20 protein-coding genes are annotated in these 19,596 nt (G+C 60.9%); 8 read left to right on the forward strand and 12 right to left on the reverse strand.

All coding sequences use genetic code 11. From position 1 onward, the window contains the following. Positions 1–626 precede the first annotated feature (626 nt). The gene (locus GVK95_RS08450; protein WP_244618692.1) at positions 627–2,012 is read left to right on the forward strand and encodes a hypothetical protein; all 1,386 of its coding nucleotides are present in this window, start codon (positions 627–629) and stop codon (positions 2,010–2,012) included. Between the two features lie 106 nt (positions 2,013–2,118). On the opposite strand, the gene GVK95_RS08455 is transcribed toward GVK95_RS08450, so the two are convergent. From GVK95_RS08455 to GVK95_RS08470, 4 genes are all read right to left on the reverse strand, one after another. After that, entirely contained in the window at positions 2,119–2,487 is a 369-nt protein-coding gene (locus tag GVK95_RS08455) for an ATPase inhibitor subunit zeta (protein WP_244618693.1), read from the reverse strand. A gap of 26 nt (positions 2,488–2,513) precedes the next feature. Further along, positions 2,514–2,816, reverse strand: a complete 303-nt coding sequence (locus GVK95_RS08460) for a hypothetical protein (RefSeq protein WP_159948476.1) — start codon at positions 2,814–2,816, stop codon at positions 2,514–2,516. Between the two features lie 422 nt (positions 2,817–3,238). Further along, entirely contained in the window at positions 3,239–3,643 is a 405-nt protein-coding gene (locus GVK95_RS08465) for a hypothetical protein (RefSeq protein WP_200844248.1), read from the reverse strand. Between the two features lie 152 nt (positions 3,644–3,795). Next, positions 3,796–4,212, reverse strand: coding sequence for a secondary thiamine-phosphate synthase enzyme YjbQ (locus GVK95_RS08470; RefSeq protein WP_159948480.1), 417 nt, complete (start codon positions 4,210–4,212; stop codon positions 3,796–3,798). 108 nt (positions 4,213–4,320) lie between these two features. Here GVK95_RS08470 and GVK95_RS08475 point away from each other — a divergent pair, with 108 nt between their 5' ends. Then, positions 4,321–4,776 carry a heme-degrading domain-containing protein gene (locus GVK95_RS08475; RefSeq protein ID WP_244618694.1) on the forward strand — a complete coding sequence of 152 codons (456 nt, stop codon included), beginning with the start codon at positions 4,321–4,323 and terminating at the stop codon, positions 4,774–4,776. A 6-nt stretch (positions 4,777–4,782) separates the two neighbouring features. Here GVK95_RS08475 and GVK95_RS08480 read toward each other — a convergent pair whose 3' ends face one another. Then, on the reverse strand, positions 4,783–5,163 hold the full coding sequence (locus tag GVK95_RS08480; RefSeq protein ID WP_159948484.1) for a nuclear transport factor 2 family protein: 381 nt from the start codon (positions 5,161–5,163) through the stop codon (positions 4,783–4,785). 56 nt (positions 5,164–5,219) lie between these two features. Then, on the reverse strand, positions 5,220–6,140 hold the full coding sequence (locus GVK95_RS08485; protein ID WP_159948486.1) for a LysR family transcriptional regulator ArgP: 921 nt from the start codon (positions 6,138–6,140) through the stop codon (positions 5,220–5,222). A gap of 86 nt (positions 6,141–6,226) precedes the next feature. Here GVK95_RS08485 and GVK95_RS08490 point away from each other — a divergent pair, with 86 nt between their 5' ends. Further along, positions 6,227–6,826 carry a LysE/ArgO family amino acid transporter gene (locus GVK95_RS08490; RefSeq protein ID WP_159948488.1) on the forward strand — a complete coding sequence of 200 codons (600 nt, stop codon included), beginning with the start codon at positions 6,227–6,229 and terminating at the stop codon, positions 6,824–6,826. 85 nt (positions 6,827–6,911) lie between these two features. Further along, a complete protein-coding gene (locus GVK95_RS08495) occupies positions 6,912–8,060 on the forward strand; it encodes an amidohydrolase (RefSeq protein WP_159948490.1) in 1,149 nt (382 codons plus the stop codon). Positions 8,061–8,074: 14 nt separating this feature from the next. Here GVK95_RS08495 and GVK95_RS08500 read toward each other — a convergent pair whose 3' ends face one another. Beyond that, entirely contained in the window at positions 8,075–9,061 is a 987-nt protein-coding gene (locus tag GVK95_RS08500) for a DUF930 domain-containing protein (protein ID WP_244618695.1), read from the reverse strand. Between GVK95_RS08500 and GVK95_RS25025 the strand changes: the two genes are divergently transcribed. Continuing rightward, positions 9,051–9,284 carry a hypothetical protein gene (locus GVK95_RS25025; protein WP_200844249.1) on the forward strand — a complete coding sequence of 78 codons (234 nt, stop codon included), beginning with the start codon at positions 9,051–9,053 and terminating at the stop codon, positions 9,282–9,284. The two genes, GVK95_RS08500 and GVK95_RS25025, sit on opposite strands and share 11 nt — an antisense overlap. A 32-nt stretch (positions 9,285–9,316) precedes the next feature. Here GVK95_RS25025 and rpoD read toward each other — a convergent pair whose 3' ends face one another. The 3 genes from rpoD to dnaG all read right to left on the reverse strand — a co-directional run bounded on the left by rpoD (position 9,317) and on the right by dnaG (position 15,186). Continuing rightward, the gene (gene rpoD / locus GVK95_RS08505) at positions 9,317–11,377 is read right to left on the reverse strand and encodes an RNA polymerase sigma factor RpoD (protein ID WP_159948494.1); all 2,061 of its coding nucleotides are present in this window, start codon (positions 11,375–11,377) and stop codon (positions 9,317–9,319) included. Between the two features lie 401 nt (positions 11,378–11,778). Beyond that, positions 11,779–13,068: an adenylate/guanylate cyclase domain-containing protein gene (locus GVK95_RS08510; RefSeq protein WP_159948496.1), complete on the reverse strand. Its 1,290-nt coding sequence runs from the start codon at positions 13,066–13,068 to the stop codon at positions 11,779–11,781. Between the two features lie 81 nt (positions 13,069–13,149). After that, entirely contained in the window at positions 13,150–15,186 is a 2,037-nt protein-coding gene (dnaG, locus tag GVK95_RS08515; RefSeq protein WP_159948498.1) for a DNA primase, read from the reverse strand. Positions 15,187–15,335: 149 nt separating this feature from the next. On the opposite strand from dnaG, the gene GVK95_RS08520 reads away from it, so the two are divergent. Further along, entirely contained in the window at positions 15,336–15,635 is a 300-nt protein-coding gene (locus GVK95_RS08520) for a BrnT family toxin (RefSeq protein ID WP_159948500.1), read from the forward strand. Then, on the forward strand, positions 15,601–15,930 hold the full coding sequence (locus GVK95_RS08525; RefSeq protein WP_159948502.1) for a BrnA antitoxin family protein: 330 nt from the start codon (positions 15,601–15,603) through the stop codon (positions 15,928–15,930). The genes GVK95_RS08520 and GVK95_RS08525 overlap by 35 nt, the downstream gene beginning before the upstream one ends. A 69-nt stretch (positions 15,931–15,999) precedes the next feature. Here GVK95_RS08525 and GVK95_RS08530 read toward each other — a convergent pair whose 3' ends face one another. Continuing rightward, complete coding sequence (locus tag GVK95_RS08530; RefSeq protein WP_159948504.1) at positions 16,000–16,452, reverse strand: GatB/YqeY domain-containing protein; 453 nt, start codon at positions 16,450–16,452, stop codon at positions 16,000–16,002. Positions 16,453–16,769: 317 nt separating this feature from the next. Between GVK95_RS08530 and carA the strand changes: the two genes are divergently transcribed. Next, positions 16,770–17,975, forward strand: a complete 1,206-nt coding sequence (gene carA, locus GVK95_RS08535; protein WP_159948514.1) for a glutamine-hydrolyzing carbamoyl-phosphate synthase small subunit — start codon at positions 16,770–16,772, stop codon at positions 17,973–17,975. Positions 17,976–18,022: 47 nt separating this feature from the next. Here the strand turns inward: carA and GVK95_RS08540 are convergent, their stop codons facing one another. Beyond that, positions 18,023–19,423 carry an MATE family efflux transporter gene (locus GVK95_RS08540; protein ID WP_159948516.1) on the reverse strand — a complete coding sequence of 467 codons (1,401 nt, stop codon included), beginning with the start codon at positions 19,421–19,423 and terminating at the stop codon, positions 18,023–18,025. Between the last annotated feature and the right edge of the window lie 173 nt (positions 19,424–19,596).

Genomic DNA, 19,596 nt, shown 5'->3' on the forward strand with positions numbered 1-19,596 from the left:
GCCCTCGTATTTGCTGAACGTTCATTCAACATAAGCACGATTTCCCCTCGAAGGAAAGCGTTTGGCCGGGAGGAACGCGGTTATCGGATGGACTCCCTGCCCTGGCAGGGCTTCACGCTCGACCGGTTTTTCTCTCCGGTCGAACCGAAGCTAAACCCGCTCCACGACGATCGGCTGCTGCCCGGCCTTGACTGGTCTGCTCCCCTGAAAAGTGATCCCTCTTGAAGTATGGCTTATGAGCCGATGAAGGACATTGAAATGGCAGCGAAAAGACACAAGGCGGAAGAGATCCGCACGTCGGGCTGGATTGAATCCCTCGAGTTTCACAGACACCCTCGAGGCTATTCGACTTAACGGCATGGCAGCCATCAAACAGGTTCGAGGCCGCAGTAGTGGCCATTCCGGACCGCACCAAAGATGCCACCGCTTCACGCTTTCAGACTTGCCCCTCCGAGGCGATTGAGTGCCCGGCTGATGTCTTCAAAAGCCCCCACCGAAAGTGACGGTTCACGTAATGCGATGCTCTGTCACGCAAAATGAGTTCCTTTTCCATCCGGGACCGGTCATGAGAGGATCCAATGATTGTCTGCGCCCGTTGTCGGCGCTCATCTAGAAGAACATGCTGCATGAAAACCCCGATCGCTTTGCAAGAGATTTCCGAGAACAGCCTGTTTCGAAAGGGCGATGTATTTGTGCTCTTCGGCGAACTCTTCGGACGCGGCTACGCAACTGGACTGCTCGACGAGGCCCGAAAGGCCGGCATGCAGATCGTCGGGATCACTGTCGGTCGACGCGACGAGCACAACGCGTTGCGCCCATTGAATGCAGAAGAGCTTGCCGACGCTGAAACACGGCTGGGCGGCAAGATCATCAATATCCCCGTGATGGCAGGCTTCGATCTCGACGCGCCTGCCGATGGCCCCACCCCGACCGATCTGCTTGCAGGAATGACGCTTGCGAGCTGGGAAAGCGACAAACTGGACTGGGCCTATATCGAACAATGCCGGGAGATCGCAACAAAGCGGTTCACCGATGCCCTGTCGCAGGTCATGGCCGTTCTTGACGACATGATACCGGCTGGCCGCAACGTTTTCTTCGCCCATACGATGGCCGGCGGCATTCCGAAGGCAAAGGTCTTCCTGGTTCTTGCCAATCGCATCTACAAGGGAACGGCAAGCCGGCACATGTCGTCGCAAACCCTTATCGACAGCGACCTGGGCAAGCTGATTCTCCAGAATTTCGACGAGGTATCAGCCAACACCTTTGCCCACCTGATCGACTTCAGTTCGGCGGTCCGCGAGCGCATCGAAGCATCCGGTGGCCAGGTCAGATATACGGCCTATGGATACCACGGGACCGGCATCTTGATCGATGGCGCATACCGCTGGCAGACCTATACCAACTACACCCAGGGTTATGCGAAGATGCGGCTGGAAGGCATTGCCGAAAAGGCATGGGCCGCAGGCATCAAGGCGACCGTCTACAACTGCCCCGAGATCCGGACCAATTCCTCGGACGTGTTCACCGGCATCGAATTGCCGCTGATCCCTCTGCTCCTGGCATTGCGGAAAGAGGGCGGCGGCGAATGGGCGCAACAGCAGTGGCAGGCCTGTCAGGCGCTGATGGCGGTCGGGTTCTCCGTGGAAGACGTCATCGCCAAGATATCGGAACTGCAGGCCAGCGACGTGATGGTCCCCTTCTACGACTTTTCGGCATGGCCCCTGCCCAACAGCCAGGCCCAGGCCGACCTGACGATCGGCACCTCTCATGAAATCAGCCAGATGCACCGTGATGGCAAGGCGCTGATCAGCGACCACCTGAGCGCGCTGGTGGTGGAGGCAACCGGAAAGTTGATATTCGGTGCTTCATCCGCACCGGCAGGCCCCGTCCAGTGGCTCAACCATGACATCGTCGCACGACGCCTCAATGCGTCGCACGAGAGGTCAGGGCTTTCGTCATCCGGCAAACAGCGCGATTCAAGCGCGACCCCGTCACAGTTCGAGACGGCCTAGACCGGGTGAACCCCGCCGCAGACATTGCCGGCGACGGCAATGCGGCAAAGCCACTGAGCTTGCAAATTAACGGCTGGCCCGGACACAAGGGATCGGCCGCGAGCCCCTATTCGGTGCAACCAGTATCCTTCAGCGCCTGAACATGAAACCGCCTGAGCGCCGCCTCGATATCCGCTTTGCTGAATGTGTGCCCGGCAAGCGACAGATCGCGCGAGAGCCGCGCAACCACGTCACTATCGCCGGCGACGGCATGATCGACCTCATGCAGGTCGCGGGCATAGCGACCCAGATCATCGCCGACAAAGCCGATCAGCGAGCCGGCCCAGTAGCCAGCGAGCAGGTTGCGGCGGGCACGGATACCATCCAGCCCCTCGCCTTCCTGATGCCCGGCCCGATTCTCGGCATGATTCTCGGCCCGCTGCTCGGAATGCGAACGGTCGCCCGTATTCTTGATATCACCAGTCACAATCGTCATGGTCTCCTCCTTTTGATCGGTCGTCATCAGCTCGAAGCCTCGGTGCCGACGAGGAACACCGCGAGCGGTCCACAGGCTGGATTGCCAGCATCCAGCAACTCGGCCGGGCTCTGCCAACCGGTTGCAACAGCAATGACTGTGCTTCCCGCCCACCAGACATCGTCACCGGCACGGCTGATCAGGATTGGCGCGGTGGTGGCGAGGCAATCGCGCGACTGGCTGACCACTTCAACCGAGGCACCGGCTTGATCGAGTCGCGCCAGAATATCGGCCTGTACCGGCTCAACGACAAAAGCGGCAAAAAGCGAGGCGATGAATTCGGAAATCATCGGATCGTCCCCTTGAAGCGCTGTTCAAAGCCGGACAGTCGTGCGGCCGATGCCACACGTGGCCCCGGCTGTCCGGGGCGCGGATCGCAGCCCATGGACTGAGAAAAACGGCCAAGGCCGATCGGGGCGGAATACGGGTGTCGCAAGGTCTCATCCTCTGGCCGGCAAGCGTGTCGAAAAAAGGTCCGACATCGCAAGAGCGCCGGACAGCTCTCACCAGAGGGGCCCGGACCAGCGGGTTGACCTGTAAATGGGAAGCGATTCGGGCGGCTTCAAGGCGTATGGCCGCAATGAAACGAAAAGCGGGCCATGCATCTCGGGTCTTGTGGGGCCCATTGATGCATGGCCCGGGCGGCGGGCGATCAAGAGGACGGACTGGCCGATCAGCCGACGCCGCCATTCCTCGGCTGCAGTGGCTGACCTCAGTAACGAATCACCGGGCAACCGCGCACATTGGCAAAGACCATCCGGTCGAAATCGCCGCGGCGCACACCGCCAACGACAACACGGCGCGGCGTGATGTCCATGATCTGTGCCCGGCGCAGGCCGCTCCAATGCGCCTTTTCGACAGCCTGGTTCGGACGGCAGTCGCCACGGCCGTGGCGCTCGGCGCGCTCATGGCGGCGACCGCGTTCTCCACGCCGATCGCGTTCATCGATGACCGGGCCGCGGTCCCAGTGGCGCGGACCATCGCGGTAATCGACGCCATAGCCCGGGCCGCCGATGTAAACGCCCCAGCTGTCGGCCGAAGCCGTGGATGTCGTGGCGGCAAGGCCGGTCACGGCCATGACGGATACCAGAGCGGCCATACCCAGTTTGCGAATCATGTCGATCATTTCTCTCTCCTCTTCGATTTCCGGGCGCCTGGCCCTTTGTCCATCCCGCCGTTGCGAGCGATTGAGGAGAGAATAGTTGCGTCCGGCTGAACGCAGCCCGAAGCCGGCATTCAGCCGGCATTCATGCAAATCACAGGCAGGCTTCACAGATGCAGAACGATCTGGCGTCGATGCGGATGATCGCGATGCTCGAAGAGATAGATGCCTTGCCAGGTACCCAGCAGCAGCCGCCCGCTGGCAAACGGAATGCCCAATGACACCGGCAGCAACGCTGCCTTGATATGGGCCGGCATGTCATCCGGTCCTTCGTCGCGATGGATGATGTAGTGCATCGCGGGGTCGGTGGTTGGCGGCACAAGCCGACCGAAAAATGCCTTTAGATCGACCTGCACCGACGGATCAGCATTCTCCTGGATCAGTAGCGAACAGGATGTATGCCGCACGAATACGGTCAGCAGGCCTTCCTCGGCTTCATGTTCGCCAAGGAAGGCAGCCGCTTTTTCGGTAAACTCATAGAGCCCCTGCCCGCGCGTATGAATGTCGATCAGTCCGATGGCCATTCCAGTCTCCCGATCCGCATACTCGTCGCATTTGTGGCGGGACAAACCCGCCTGCCGCTTGGCGCGGCCATTCCCTGTGGTTAGTCTCTGGCAAACTCAGGAGGATGAATGATGAGCCTGCTCGACACGCTGGAAAAACAGGAAAAACAGCTGGTCTTCAAGACCTTTGATGAAATCACAGCACTCGAGGTGGGGCAGGCGCTGGTCAAGCAAGCCCTGGCGGAAAAGGCGCCGGTGGTCATCGACATCCGCACCCCCGACCGCACACTCTTTCATGTCGCCCTGCCCGGCTCCTCGCCCGACAATGACCACTGGGCGCGCCGCAAGAGCAATGTTGCGCTGCGTTTCCACAAGGCTTCGATGCGGATCGGTGAACTGAACCGCAGCAAGGATCGCGGCGTCACGCCTGATCTCGGCCTCGATCCGCTCGACTATGCTGACCATGGCGGCAGTTTCCCGGTCCGTCTCGGCAGCCTGGTTGTCGCTGCCATCACCGTGTCGGGCCTGAAATCGCAGGAGGATCATGACATGATCGTCAAGGTCCTTGAGGATTATCTGGCATGAGGGCATTCACGGCCGGATCGCGGCAAACAGGCTCAGCCGGTTGAAGACATCGCTTTCGCGCGCCAACACCACCACCGCCGGAAGCGAATAGGGTCCTGCGTCGTTGCCGTTTTCGGCATCGACGCCGCGGTGGTCGCTGCCCTTCAGCGTACATTCTACGGCAACGCGCATTTCCGCGTCATCGATCATTACCAGCATGTCGGCCAGCGACACGTCATGCCGCAGCACATAGGCAGACAGCGTATCGCGAAACGAGGCATGACCGATCACCCTGATACCATCGGGCAGATCAAGCACCGCGTCTTCCTCGAAGGCTGCGATCAGGCGATCGAAATCACGCCGGTTGAGTGCGTCGATCACGGCAAGGGTCTGATCCTTCAGGGACATAGGCAACGCTCCTTTTCCTGTCGGATTAGATAGGCCCGTCATCGCCAGAGGCAAGGTCATTGGTCTTCGACCAGCCGTTTGATCGGGCGCAAGACCGCTCCCGCAGCCTCAACCACCGCCGCAGTCAGCGGCGCCAACTGCGCCTTGATCGACCGGCTGACATGCCAATAGAGCTGTACATCCAAGGGACGCGCATCGATCAACGGCAACAGCCGGCCTTCGGCGATATGCCCCGCCACCAGAACCTGCGGATTCATGCCCCAGCCAAGCCCGGCAATGGCGGCATCGACAAAGGCCTGGCTGGATGGCAACCAGTGGGAAGGCCCGATCTCGGCACATCCGGTCGCTCCCTCGGCCCAGCGCGACTGCAACTGATCCTTGACGTTGAAAGTAAGCACAGGTGCCCGCGCAAGTGTCACCGCCGTAACGCCGTCGTCGCCGAACCAGTCTCGATGGAAGTCGGGGCTCGCCGTCGCGATGTAGCGCAAGGCGCCAAGCGGCCGGCAGTCACATCCCTGCACCGGCTGCGACGAACCGCTGATTGCCGCCCGCACCTCGCCACGACGCAGCCAGTCGGCACTGTGATCCTGATCGTCGAGCACCAGATCGAAGAGCGTTTCCGGCACGGCCACCATCGCCGGCACAAACCATGTGGCGAGACTGTCGGCATTGACCGCAATCCGCAGGCTCGGCCAGACAGCACCCGCATTTCGTTCCCTCTGATCAAGGCCCAGGTCACGCCGCAGCCCCTGCTCCAGCAGAGTCAATTCCTCCGCATGGCGAAACAGCCTCTGACCGGCCTCAGTCGGCTGGCACGGCTGCGAGCGGATGATCAGCGGACTTCCCACCTGCTCTTCCAGTGCGCGGATCCGTTGCGAAATGGCCGAGGATGTCACGCCGAGCATGCGGGCCGCCCGCTCGAAACTGCCGCTGCGCAAGACGGCGGCCAATGCAGTCAACTGGGCTGAATCCATCATTAGAAAGCCTAATCCGAACAAAGAATTTTTAATTTTTCTAATCCAACGACTGACGGTAGTCAAAGCTCCACGAAGAAGGAGCATCCATGTCCACTGCCCTGATTGCCGGCCTCCTGCTCGGTCTCAGCTTGATCGTCGCGATCGGCGCCCAGAATGCCTTTGTCCTGCGACAAGGGCTGCTGCGCCGGCATGTCCTGCCGATCGTGCTGACTTGCGCCATATCCGATGCGATCCTGATTGCGCTCGGCGTTGCCGGTTTTGCCACCATCCTGTCGACCCTGACCTGGCTGGAGCCGGTCATGCGCTATGGTGGCGCTGCGTTCCTGGTCATCTACGCGCTGCGCAGCCTGCATCAGAGCATCACCGGCGCAAGCGCTCTGCGGGCGACCGAGGGCCAGGAGACGCGGCTGTGGCCGGCGCTCGCCACCTGCCTTGCCTTCACCTGGCTCAATCCGCATGTCTATCTCGACACGGTCGTCCTCCTGGGCTCCATCTCCACCCGCTATCCTGGCCATCAAACCGCCTTCGCCTTTGGAGCCATCGTCGCATCCTTCACATTCTTCTTCTCGCTGGGCTTCGGCGCCAGACTGCTCGAACCGCTGTTTGCCAAGCCGCTCGCCTGGCGCGTTCTGGATGGTGCAATCGCTGTCATCATGGCATCCATCGCGCTCAATCTTGTGCGCTAACCGGACAACCAATGCTTTGCGGATGCAGCCACCCTGCAGCTCGGCTAGAACGGTTGATGCCCGGCCACGCAGGAGGATAGCCGTCATGTTTCTCAGCAATCGCGATATCGTCGATCTGATCGACTTCCGTCAGGAATTGCACCGCCATCCGGAAGTGTCCGGCGAGGAGGAGCAAACGGCAAGACGCATCGTCGACGTCCTGAAACCCCTGTCGCCTGCAAGGATCATCACCGGTCTGGGCGGCCATGGAGTGGCGGCCGTTTTCGAAGGAGAAACCTCAGGCCCGACCCTGCTCTTCCGCTCGGAACTGGACGCCCTGCCGATCGTGGAGAAATCCACCGCCGCCTATCGCTCGACGATCCCCGGCAAGGGCCATCTTTGCGGCCATGACGGACACTCGACCATTCTGACCGCCCTGGCGCTCGGTCTCTCCCGCCAGCCACCGAAGAGCGGCCGGGTCGTGCTGCTGTTTCAGCCGGCGGAGGAAGACGGCAGCGGCGCCGCAGCGGTCCTGGCCGATCCGCGCTTTGCGGACATCACGCCTGACTTCGCCTTTTCGCTGCACAACTTGCCGGGCATGCCCCTCGGCCACGTCGCGCTGAAGGCCGGTCCGGTCAACTGCGCCTCGCGCGGCATGAAGATCCGCTTTTCCGGCAAGACCGCCCATGCATCGCAGCCCGAAACCGGCCTATCGCCGATGGCAGCGATGGCCGGCCTGATGCCGGCGCTGACGGCCCTGTCGCATGGTGCTCCACCAGATGAGGCCTTCACCCTCGCCACGGTCACCCATGCCTGGCTCGGCGAGGAAGCCTTCGGCATTGCACCCGGCGATGGCGAAGTATGGGTGACGCTGCGCACGTTGGTAGACGACCGCATGGCGGAACTCTGCGCCCGCGCCGAAGCGCTGGCAGCAGAGGCCGCGTCCCTCCATGGCCTCGCGCTGTCGACCAGCTATCACGACATTTTCCTGCATTGCGACAATGCGCCCGAAGCGGTCGCACATCTGGCCCGCGCGCTGGACGAAGAATCGATACCGCATGACGAAGGCGATCTGCCGATGCGTGGCTCGGAAGATTTCGGCCGCCTGCGCGCCGTCGCCCCGTCTGCGATGTTTTTCCTCGGCTCAGGCGAGAAGCATTCGGCCTTGCACAATCCCGACTACGATTTCCCCGACGCCTTGATCGCCATCGGCGCAGGTGTGTTCATGCGGGTGATCCGCAATTTGCTTGGCTGATTGAAGCGGATTGATCAGAAATCCGGAAAGCGCCGCGCGCGCCATTCCGATCTTGGAATGGCGTCACCAACGGAAAAGCCGAACGAGACGACCTTGGTCGCCCCGTCATCGACCTCGCAGCGGAAACTCAGGTCATACCACTGGCCGGACGCCCGGAACGCGGTCTTCGCCGGCGCCAGAATATTGCCCTTCTTCAATCCGAAAGAGGGCAGAAGCTCCGGCCGGAACGGCGGCGAGGCATTGCGCAACTGCTCGCGCAGTTCGGTCGTACACAACTGGTCCGCCCGTCTTTCCCGCGGCAGACCGTTCATCGCCGTCATCGCCGCAGGATCGCTCGAAATCACGGTCGAAAACAGCTTCTTCGCCTCGTCGAGTTTCGGCGCCGCGGCACCGACATTGGCCTCATCCACCGGTGTCTCCGGTTCCTTGACATCGGCTTCGTTCAGCGCCGCGATGGCTTCCCCGCTCAGAGCCTCGCCGTCGGCTGAAGGATCCGGCACCTGGCCTTCGAGATCAGCTTCCGGCAAAGCTATCTCCGGCAATGGCTTGGCCGCGGCCGCCTCTTCCTTGAGCGGTTCGGCAGGCTCTTCCGGTTCCACCACAGGCGGCGGCTCGACTGGCTCTTCCGCAGCCGTCTCGGCCGGATCCAGAGCGGCGCTGCCATCATCGGCCTTGCGCGGACCCGCATCCTTGTCGCCGAACTGGACCACAGGCCGCATGGGCAGGATCGGCGGGGCCGTGACATCCGGCGCTGCCTTCTCCGGTGTCTCAGGCGGCGCTTCCGGTGGCGGGGGTTCCGCAGCAGGCGCTGGCGGTGGCGGTGGTGGTGGCGCTTCCGCCTCTACCGGCTCCGGCGGCTTTTCTTCCGGCACCGGCGCTTCCGGTGCCGGTTCTTCCTCTGCCGGTTCTTCTGGCGGTGGCACGAGGGTCACCTCGACCACCGGCTCCTCGGGCGGCTGTTCCGGCTCATCCGGCTCAGGCCAGGCGAAATTGAACAACAAGACCGCGGCCACGGCAGCATGGATCAGCAAGGAGATACCCAAGCCCCCGCCAAAACGTCGCCACCGCATCGATCTTGCTTCTACCATCGAGCGATACTTAGCAACGATTGGGGCGGAAACAATGGTGAAGGTTGGCTATGCAGGCAATTCCGATGGAGAGCACTCAACAAAAAACCCGGCGTCGCCGCCGGGTTTTGAAAATCAGGATCTTCGCCGCATTTAGCTGTCGAGGAACGACCGCAGCTTGCCCATGGGCTAGCTATCCAGGAAGCTTCTGAGCTTCCTGGAGCGGCTCGGGTGCTTCAGCTTGCGCAGCGCCTTGGCTTCGATCTGGCGGATACGTTCGCGGGTGACCGAGAACTGCTGGCCGACCTCTTCCAGCGTATGGTCGGTGTTCATGCCGATGCCGAAACGCATGCGCAGAACACGTTCTTCGCGCGGCGTCAGCGACGCCAGAACGCGGGTCGTCGTCTCGCGCAGGTTCGCCTGAATGGCCGCATCGATCGGCAGAAGCGCATTCTTGTCCTCGATGAAATCGCCGAGATGCGAATCCTCTTCGTCACCCACCGGGGTTTCGAGCGAGATCGGCTCCTTGGCGATCTTCAGGACCTTGCGGACCTTTTCGAGCGGCATGGCCAGCTTTTCGGCCAGTTCTTCCGGCGTCGGCTCGCGGCCGATCTCATGCAGCATCTGGCGCGAGGTACGAACGATCTTGTTGATCGTCTCGATCATGTGCACAGGAATACGGATCGTGCGGGCCTGGTCGGCGATCGAGCGGGTGATCGCCTGACGGATCCACCAGGTCGCATAGGTCGAGAACTTGTAACCACGACGGTATTCGAACTTGTCGACCGCCTTCATCAGGCCGATATTGCCTTCCTGAATCAAGTCAAGGAACTGCAGACCGCGGTTCGTATACTTCTTGGCGATGGAAATGACGAGGCGAAGGTTCGCTTCGACCATTTCCTTCTTGGCGATGCGCGCTTCGCGTTCGCCCTTCTGCACCATATGCACGATCCGGCGGAACTCGGTCACCGAGATACCGGTCTCCGTTGCCAGGTTCTGGATCTCGCCGCGGATGTCGCGGATCGTCTGGTTTTCCTCGCGGGCAAAATCCTTCCAGCCGCGGGCCGAAAGATTGGCGATCGACTTCATCCAGTTTGGATCGAGTTCGGCACCGGAATACTGCTCAAGGAACGAATCGCGCTTGACGCCATAGGATTCGGCCAGACGCAGCAGGCGGCCTTCGTTCTGAACGAGGCGCTTGTTGATGTCGTAAAGCTGCTCGACGAGGCTGTCGATGCGGTTCTGGTTCAGCGACAGCGACTTGACGGCCGTGATCAGCTGATCCTTCAGTTCCTTGTAGCGGCGCTCCTGGCCCGACGACAGCGTACCGGCACAGGCAAGACGCGCCTCAACCTGCTGGTCCTGCAGCTTGCGCAGCTTCTTGTAGGTGTCGGCAATCAGGTCGAGGGTCTCCATGACCTGCGGACGAAGTTCCGCTTCCATGGCGGCAAGAGACAGATTGCTCTCGTCCTCGTCCTCTTCCTCTTCCTCCTGCGGCATGCCTTCGCCACCGATCGACGTGATGTCGTCGTCGCCCGAGGCGACAGGGCGGCGCTTGGCGCGCTCCTTTTCCTTCTCTTCGGCAGCCTTGCGGTCAGCCTCGATCTTTTCCGGGCTCTGGAACTGCGGCGCAGCCTTGGCTTCCGGACCGGAATAGGTGGTTTCGAGATCGATGATCTCGCGCAGCAGCGTGGTGCCTTCGTTGAGTTCGTCGCGCCAGATAATCAGCGCCTGGAACGTCAGCGGGCTCTCACAGAGGCCGGAGATCATAGTCTCGCGGCCAGCCTCGATGCGCTTGGCGATGGCGATTTCGCCTTCGCGCGACAGAAGCTCGACGGAGCCCATTTCACGCAGATACATGCGCACCGGATCGTCGGTACGATCGGTCGGCTCTTTCTTCTTGGCGGTCGCGACGGCGGTTCCGGCAGACGGTGCCAGCTCGTTGCTTTCGCTTTCGTTGTCGTCAGCGTCGTCGGTATCTTCGCTCGCCGTCTGCTCTTCGGCGTCCTCGTCTTCCACGACGTTGATACCCATGTCCGACAGCATCGCCATCGTGTCTTCGATTTGCTCGGACGTCACTTCTTCCGACGGCAGGACCGAATTCAACTCGTCCATGGTCACATAGCCGCGCTTCTTGGCGGCCTTGATCATCTTTTTGACTGCGTCATCCGAAAGATCGAGAAGCGGACCGTCTGTCGCGCCGTCGCGTTCGCTTTCGGCTTCTTCGTTTTCTTTGACTTTCGATGCCATTTATCTCGTCGCTTTCCCTGACGTCTGATCATGCTGCCCACCGCCGGGCAAAAGGAGAGCGGACCACTCGCCCGGGCGGATAGCTGTCACTGACCTAACGGAGTGTTGCTTAATTCCTGATTAACTAAAGGCATTGCGGCCGCAGCACCGAACTCTTGAATATCCGCATGACCGGTCATCATACCAGAGATCCGTCTGAACCCACTTCACCCTTGTGTTGCTGAATTGGTGATTCCCACAATTTTTCTTGGCGTCAAGCTTTTCCACATCGAATGCCCAGAAAAACAACAAAATAGACGCCACGCGGTGGCTTATACACCTGTTGACGGGAATGTAGGTTGTTGGGCGGAAGAAACAAGGGGCGCAGGCAATTGAACAGCATTCGCCGCAAACTGCCTCGCTCACGTCTTCAAGCCCACCAGAAACCACGCGCGCATCTGCCCCTTCCCCTTCACCTCGATCGGACCGCGCAATTCGAACTCGAATCGATCTTCGAGGCGTTTCTTCAGGCAGTCCGCCACCTGGATGCGGCTGGCGACACCGAGTGATTCCATTCGCGCCGCCGTGTTCACCGCATCGCCCCAGACATCATAGAGCAGCTTGTTCGGGCCGATCACCCCGGCCACCACAGGTCCGGTATCCATGCCGATTCGCACTTCGACCGGCTCGCCGATCTCCTCGGAGATTGTTCGGCAGCATTCGAGCAGATCCAGCGCCATCAAGGCGACCGCCTCTTCATGATCTTCGCGGCGCTCCGGCAAACCACCTGCCACCATATAGGCATCCCCGATCGTCTTGATCTTCTCCAGACCATGCTTCATCGCAATTGCATCGAAGCGGCCGAAGATCTGGCTGAGGAATGCCACCACCTGCTGCGGCCCCCAGCGCGCAGCGCGCGGGGTGAAGTTGACGATATCGGCAAACAGGATAGTTGCCGAATCGACATGGTCGGCAACCAGTTGTGTTCGATGATCCTTCAGGCGGTCGGCGACCGCGCGCGGCAGGATATTCTGCAGCAGGCGCTCGGAGAAGCGATACTCGGTTTCCAGCGCGGTCTCCGCCTGCGCCGCCTCCTTGAAGGCGAAGAAGGAGGTGGTGAAGATGAGCAGGAACGTGAACGGCACCGTCATGTAGTACAGAACCTGCAGAAACACAGGTTCGACATGGACGAAGGAAATCGGCTGAACGAGAACAATCTCGACCACAAGGAAGGCGCACAGGGCAATCAGCGCGACAAGTCCCGACAGAGCCAGCCGCTCGGCACCGAAAACGAGAATGGAGGCAGCCGCCCCAGGCAGGAAGAAAAACTGCAGACCTGAATCGCGACCGAAGAACAGGCAGCTGGCAAGCCCGAAGATCAGCCACATTGTGCACAGATAGACGGCGCCGGCGGTCGAACCGAAGCGATGAAAGAACGGCGTTACGGCATAAAAGACGACCTGCGGTGCAAACGCGATGATCGCCGGCAAAAGCCCCAACCCGTCATAGAGCATGTAGAACAGAATATAAGGTATGGTGATCAGGCTATACATCGCCGAGATCACATTGGTCACCGCCAGCCGCCGGCGGATGCGCGGCGAATAGCCAGTGGTGCCGATACGCGCAATCCACCAAAGCACAACGGGCAGCCGCCAGGGTGACCGACGGCCTCGCGCTCCGGGGGCTATGAGTTCGAGCTCATCTGACGACACGATGCGCTCCGTGCATAAAGGTCTGCTGATGTTCCATCCCGCATTTGCAAAACGCGCGCAACCTCGAATCCGCCACGCAGGCTACGAGCTGTGACCTGTTGCCGGGCCTTTGACACGGCCGGACATGACCCCGAATCCATCGATGATCGCCTCCTGGTTCTCCATCCGGGCGACTTCAAGCTGGACTTCGTGCAAGGCATTGATCAACTGATCGATACGATCGCCGTCATCCGCTTCGGTCGCATCGGCAACCTCGCGCTCCAGCTCGATGCGCTGGCGCTTCAGCGCCCGCGCCCGCTTGTAGAGCGACAGTGCCTGACGATAGCCTTCGCGCGCATCTTCAGGTGCGGCGATCTCGGTCGCCGTCCACAGCCGGGCATTGCGGATCTGCTGGTCGAGGTTACGCAGCGTCGTGCCATGGCCATGGGTGTCGAGCCGCGCCATCAGCGTCTCGCGGCTCAGCGAAGGACCACCTTCGGCAACGGCCGTCAGCAGGGAGGACCACAGCTTCTGCAGCGCCGGGTTTTCGTAGTCGACAGCCGCGATCTCGTCATATTCGTCTTCAAGTAGTTGCGGGTGGTTGACCACGGTCAGGGCCAGAACACTCTCGCGCAATGCCGGCTGCTCCTGATGCCCGCGCACCAGGCCTGAGCGCGCCAGCCGGTCTGAAATGGCGCCACCACCACCAGCGGATGGCCCGGGTGTTCGCCCGCCAAACCGTCCGCCACCTTGACCACCCTGCCCGCCCCGGTCATTGCGGCCTCCGCCGCGATTGCCCTGCTCGTAACCGCCGCCGCCGCGACGATCCTGGCGACCGGGCTGGGTCGACTGGAAGAAGCTGTAAAGCCGGTCGCGGACATCCTGCTGATAATGCCGGCGCACATTCTCGTCGGCGATCACGGTGACGATCTGCTTCAGCCGCGCCTCGAGTTCGGCCCGCTTTTCCGGCGTATCGAAACCGCCACCGCCGACTTCGCGCAACCAGACCATTTCGGCAAGCGGCCGGGCCTCCGCCATCACCCGATCGAAAGGTGCACGCCCGTCGCGCTTGACCAGGTCATCGGGATCCTTGCCGTCGGGCAGCATGGCAAAGCGCAGAGACTGACCAGGCTTGATATGCGGCAGCGCCAGATCGACGGCGCGAAACGCCGCCCGCTGACCGGCCCCGTCGCCATCGAAACACAAGACCGGCACTGGCGTCGTCTTCCACATCAACTGCAACTGGTTGTCGGTCAAAGCCGTGCCCAGCGGCGCCACGGCATTTTCGATACCAGCCTGATAAAGCGCAATGACATCCATGTAGCCTTCGACGGCAATCAGCGTCTCGGCTCCGCCCGCCCCTTGCATCGAACGACGTGCGCGCGAGAAATTGTAGAGCACATTGCCCTTGTGAAAGAGCTCGGTTTCATTCGAGTTCAGATATTTCGCCATCGCGTCCGGCGACATCGCACGGCCGCCAAAGGCGATCACCTTGTCGCGCGACGACAGGATCGGAAACATGATGCGATCGCGGAAGCGGTCATAGGACACCGGAATGTCGGATCCATGCACGACAAGGCCGCAGGCCTCGATCTGCTCCTTCGGCACGCCCTTGCCCGACAGATACTCCTTCAGCGCATTCCGGCTCTCCGGCGCGTAGCCGAGCCGGAAGGTCTCGATCGTCTTGCCCGACAGGCCGCGCTCACGCAGATAGGCGCGCGCCCGGGCGCCGCTCGCCGTCTGCAACTGGTCCTGGAAGAACTGCGTTGCCAGTTCCATGACGTCCTGCAGCGTCGTGCGTTCCTTCTCGCGGCGTTCCGCCTGCATATCGGGTTGCGGCATGGCAATGCCGGCCATGTCGGCGATCTGCTGCACCGCTTCGGGAAAGCTCAAGCCCTCCATCTCGGTCATGAAACGGAAATGGTCGCCCGAAACGCCGCAGCCGAAGCAGTGGTAGCGCCCCTTGCGATCCTCGCAATGGAAGCTTGGGCTCTTCTCGCCATGAAACGGGCAGCAGGCCCAATAGTCACCCTTCGGCGCATTGGTCTTCTTGCGATCCCAGGTCACACGACGGCCGATCACGGCCGAAATCGGCACGCGGTCACGGATCTCGTCGAGAAAGTCGTTGGAAAAGCGCATAATTGTCCCTGCTGGCTGAGTTTCATATAGGCGGGCAGAAGGCGCAATGCCACGCCTTTTGCCGATCATACCCGCTATTCACAGCCGTTGACGAAAATGACAACTGTATATACACTCTGACTTCATCGTGATCATCGGCGGACGTCATCATGCAGAGCCTGGATGACGTGCCGTTCGAGGACTGGGCTTTCGACTGGGACGAAGCCAAACGGCGCTCGAACCTCGAAAAGCACGGCATCGACTTCCTCCGGGCAGTCGTTGCGCTTGGAGGATCTCGGCTCGAACTGAAATCAGACAGAAACGGAGAAGCTCGGACGCTGGCAATATGCCCCGACACATCGAAACTGATTGCTGTCGTCTATACGATGCGCGGCACCAGATGTCGGATCATTTCAGCCCGGGCTGCACGCGACAATGAGCAAAGAGCATATCGTCAGCTATACCTTTGAAGAAATCCGCAAGATGAAGGCCCAGGGCGAAGACAAGACCGACTGGGCCCGCGTCAATGCCTTGACCGACGAGGATATCGAGCGCGCCATGCGCGACGATCCGGACTGGCGCGATCTGATGGACATCGACTGGTCCAAGGCCGTGATGGTCCACCCTCAGAAGAAGAAGGCGATCTCCATCCGCCTCGACGAAGACATAATCGACTTCTTCCAGCAGACCGGCAAAGGCTACCAGACCCGCATCAACGCGGTGCTGCGTCACTTCATCAGCGAGCAGAAGCGCTCCAAGGGCTGAAATGCGGGGCTAGAAATGCGAAACGCCGCCCGAAGGCGGCGTTTCTGAAGTCCATGCCGAAAGGCAGATCTACTTGAGCAGGTCCTTGACCAGGCCCGAAGCCTTGGCAAAGTCCATCTGCCCCGGATAGCGCTCTTTCAGCGTATTCATGCATTTGCCCATGTCGCGCAGGCCTTGCGCGCCGGTTTCATTGATCACCGAGGCACACAGCGCCCGCACCTTCTCTTCCGAGATCTGCTCGGGCATGAAGGATCGGATGATCTCAATTTCTTCCAGTTCCTGAGCTGCCAGTTCCGGCCGCGCATTTTCGGCATAGATCCTGGCCGATTCGTCGCGCTGCTTGATCATCTTCATCAGGATCTGCATGATCTCATCGTCGCTGACCGGATCCTTGCCAAGACCGCGGTTGGCGATATCCCGATCCTTGATCGCCGCCTGGATCAGACGCACGGTCGAGGTGCGGCGAACATCCTTGGCCTTCAGGGCTTCTTTCATCGTATTGGCGAGTATATCGCGTATCATTTTCTTCTCCGCGGAAAAGCCAGTGCGGACGGTGTCGAATTGTGGCTTTTCCTTGTTCTCTGAGCCGTTTCATAGCCAGACATCTTCGGCAGTGCAAACAAATTGCACAAACCCTTGAAATGGCTTGGGAGAAATCCGCAAGCCTTCAAACTCAAGAATTGACCTGACGGATCGATCCGTCTATTGCTCGGCACCTGCACGAAATTGTCATCAGGGCCGAACACGCGCGACTTCGCGCGCCCTCGATCTGCAACATAGATGGCCCTTGGAAGCCGCCCTGACAAGTGGGCTGGCGCGAGGGCGAACAAGGAACGACCATGACCGCGACAGCCCCCTGGACCACCCGCAAGCCGACCGCCCTTCTCGTTCTTGCTGACGGGACGGTCATCGAAGGTCACGGCATCGGTGCGACCGGCAAGGTCCAGGCCGAGGTTTGCTTCAACACGGCGCTCACCGGTTATCAGGAAATCCTGACCGACCCGTCCTATCTCGGCCAGATCGTCACCTTCACCTTCCCGCATATCGGCAATGTCGGCACCAACGAGGAAGACATCGAGGACCTGACGCCTGCCGCGCGCCACGGCGCCGTCGGCACGATCTTCAAGGCTGACATCACCGAGCCATCCAACTATCGCGCCGCCTCCCATCTCGACGGCTGGCTGAAGGCCCGTGGCATCATCGGCCTCTCCGGCGTCGACACCCGCGCGCTGACCGCCTGGATCCGCGAAAATGGCGCACCGAATGCCGTCATCGCCCATGACCCGAACGGCGTCTTCGACATCGAGGCGCTGAAGGCCGAAGCCAAGGCCTGGAGCGGCCTCGAAGGCCTCGACCTCGCCAAGGTCGCCACCTCCGGCCAGTCGTCCGTGTGGAACGAAAAGGACTGGTCCTGGGAGAACGGCCATACCACGCTCGGCGAAACAGATGCCAAATACCATATCGTCTGCGTCGACTTCGGCGTGAAGCGCAACATCCTGCGCCTGTTTGCCGGACTGGATTGCAAGGTCACGGTTGTGCCGGCATCGACCTCGGCCGAAGACATACTCGCACTCAATCCGGATGGCATCTTCCTGTCGAACGGCCCGGGCGACCCCGCTGCCACCGGCGAATATGCCGTCCCGGTCATCCAGAACCTGGTCAAGAGCGAAAAGCCTCTGTTCGGCATCTGCCTCGGCCACCAGATGCTTGGCCTGGCGCTTGGCGGCACCACCGAGAAGATGCACCAGGGCCACCACGGCGCCAACCATCCGGTCAAGGACTTCACCACCGGCAAGGTTGAGATCGTTTCGATGAACCACGGCTTCGCGGTCGACTCGAAGTCGCTGCCGGAGAGTGTTGAAGAGACTCACGTTTCCCTGTTCGACGGCACCAATTGCGGTCTGCGCCTCAAGGGCAAGCCGGTATTTTCGGTCCAGCATCACCCGGAAGCATCCCCCGGACCGCAGGACAGCCACTACCTGTTCCGCCGCTTCATCAACATGGTGCGCGAGAACAAGGGCGAGCCGGCATTGGCCGAGCGCTGATCGCAGCACCCTCGACGCTTCACCAGCAGAACATCAATCGGCCCGGATCAGATCCGGGCCGTTTTCATGTCGTGACGAACCCTGTGCAGAAAACGCGCGCATAGCAGCACGGACGAACTCGTCAGGCCGACCAGAAAGCCGATCCAGATGCCGATCCCGCCGAGACCGAGCGGAAAGGCCAGGACCCAGGCGAGCAGGAAGCCGATCGGCCAATAGGAGATCAGCGCCAGGATCATCGGTACACGCGCATCTTTCAGACCACGCAGCAGGCCGCTGGCAACCGCCTGCACTCCGTCGACCAGTTGGAAGATCCCGGCGATCGCGATCAGCGGTCCGGCATAGCTTAGAACCGCCGCAGCATCCGCCGTATTCTTGTTGATGAACGCGCCGCCAAGCAGGTGCGGGATCGCCATGAACAGGACGCCACCCGCAAGCGAGATGACGCTGGCAAGCACCATGACCGCCACCGCCGCCCGTATCAGCTCCGGATAGTTGCCGCGTCCATGCGCCAGTCCGACGCGCACGGTCGCCGCCTGCGCCAGGCCGAGCGGGATCATGAACGCGATCGAAGCCAGCTGCAAGGCAATGCCGTGCGCCGCGAGTTCGATCGTTCCGATACGCCCCATCAAAAGCGATGCTGCGGTGAAAAGGCTGACTTCGGCAAGAATGGTGACGCTGATTGGCACGCCAAGCATCAGGACCTCGCGGAAGGCATGCCAGTCCGGCCGCCAGAAGCGGACGAACAACTCATAGGCGCGTGTTTCGGGCCGGGTCTGGATATAGAGGACCATGAACAGGAAGCTCGACACATGCACGATCACGGCAACGATTGCAGCGCCCGTCATGCCGAGCGCAGGCAAGCCGAAATGGCCAAGCACGAGCGCATAGGCTAGGATCGCGTTCATCACCAGCATCACCAGCGTGACATAAAGAATGATCCCTGCCCTGCCCGTCGCGCTGACCAGAGCACGCAAGACGGCAAACAGCAGCGCCGGCAACAGTCCGAGCTGGATGATCTGCACATAATTGGCCGCCAGTGCCGCGACTTCCGGCTTCTGGCCAAGCGCCAGCAGGATGGCTTCCGCATTGTAGAACAGTGGCGCCGTCAGCAGCGTATAGAGGATCGACACCCACATGCCCATGCGGATCGAACGGCGCACGGAGACGACGTCTCCGCGGCCATAAGCCTGCGCGACCATCGGCACGACCGCAATCGAAAAGCCGGAACCGAAGACGAAGATGGTGAAGAAGAACTGTCCGGCAAGCACCATGGCCGCCAGTGCCTGGGCGCCGAGTTGGCCGACGATCACCACATCGGTCGTGTGGATGGCCAACTGCGCCAGCTGAGACCCGATCAAGGGAATCCCGAGCGCGAATGTCGCACGGAAATGCGAATTCCAGCTACCGCCGGCATCGTGGGCGGCAAGGGATCGGACGAATTGTTGCATGACAGATATCCAAGACGAAAAAAGCCGCTTCCAGTTTTGGCTGGCGAGCGGCGCTTGACCTTGACTAATTGATGAAATTTTAGACCGCAAGCCTAAAAACAGATCAAGAAATATTATTGGCCGGATGATCAATCCGATTGATGCGTCGCGCACCCGGCAAATAAAGACCGGTT

The organism is Rhizobium sp. 18065, from assembly GCF_902706095.1.
In the GTDB taxonomy this organism is placed as follows: Bacteria; Pseudomonadota; Alphaproteobacteria; order Rhizobiales; family Rhizobiaceae; genus Allorhizobium.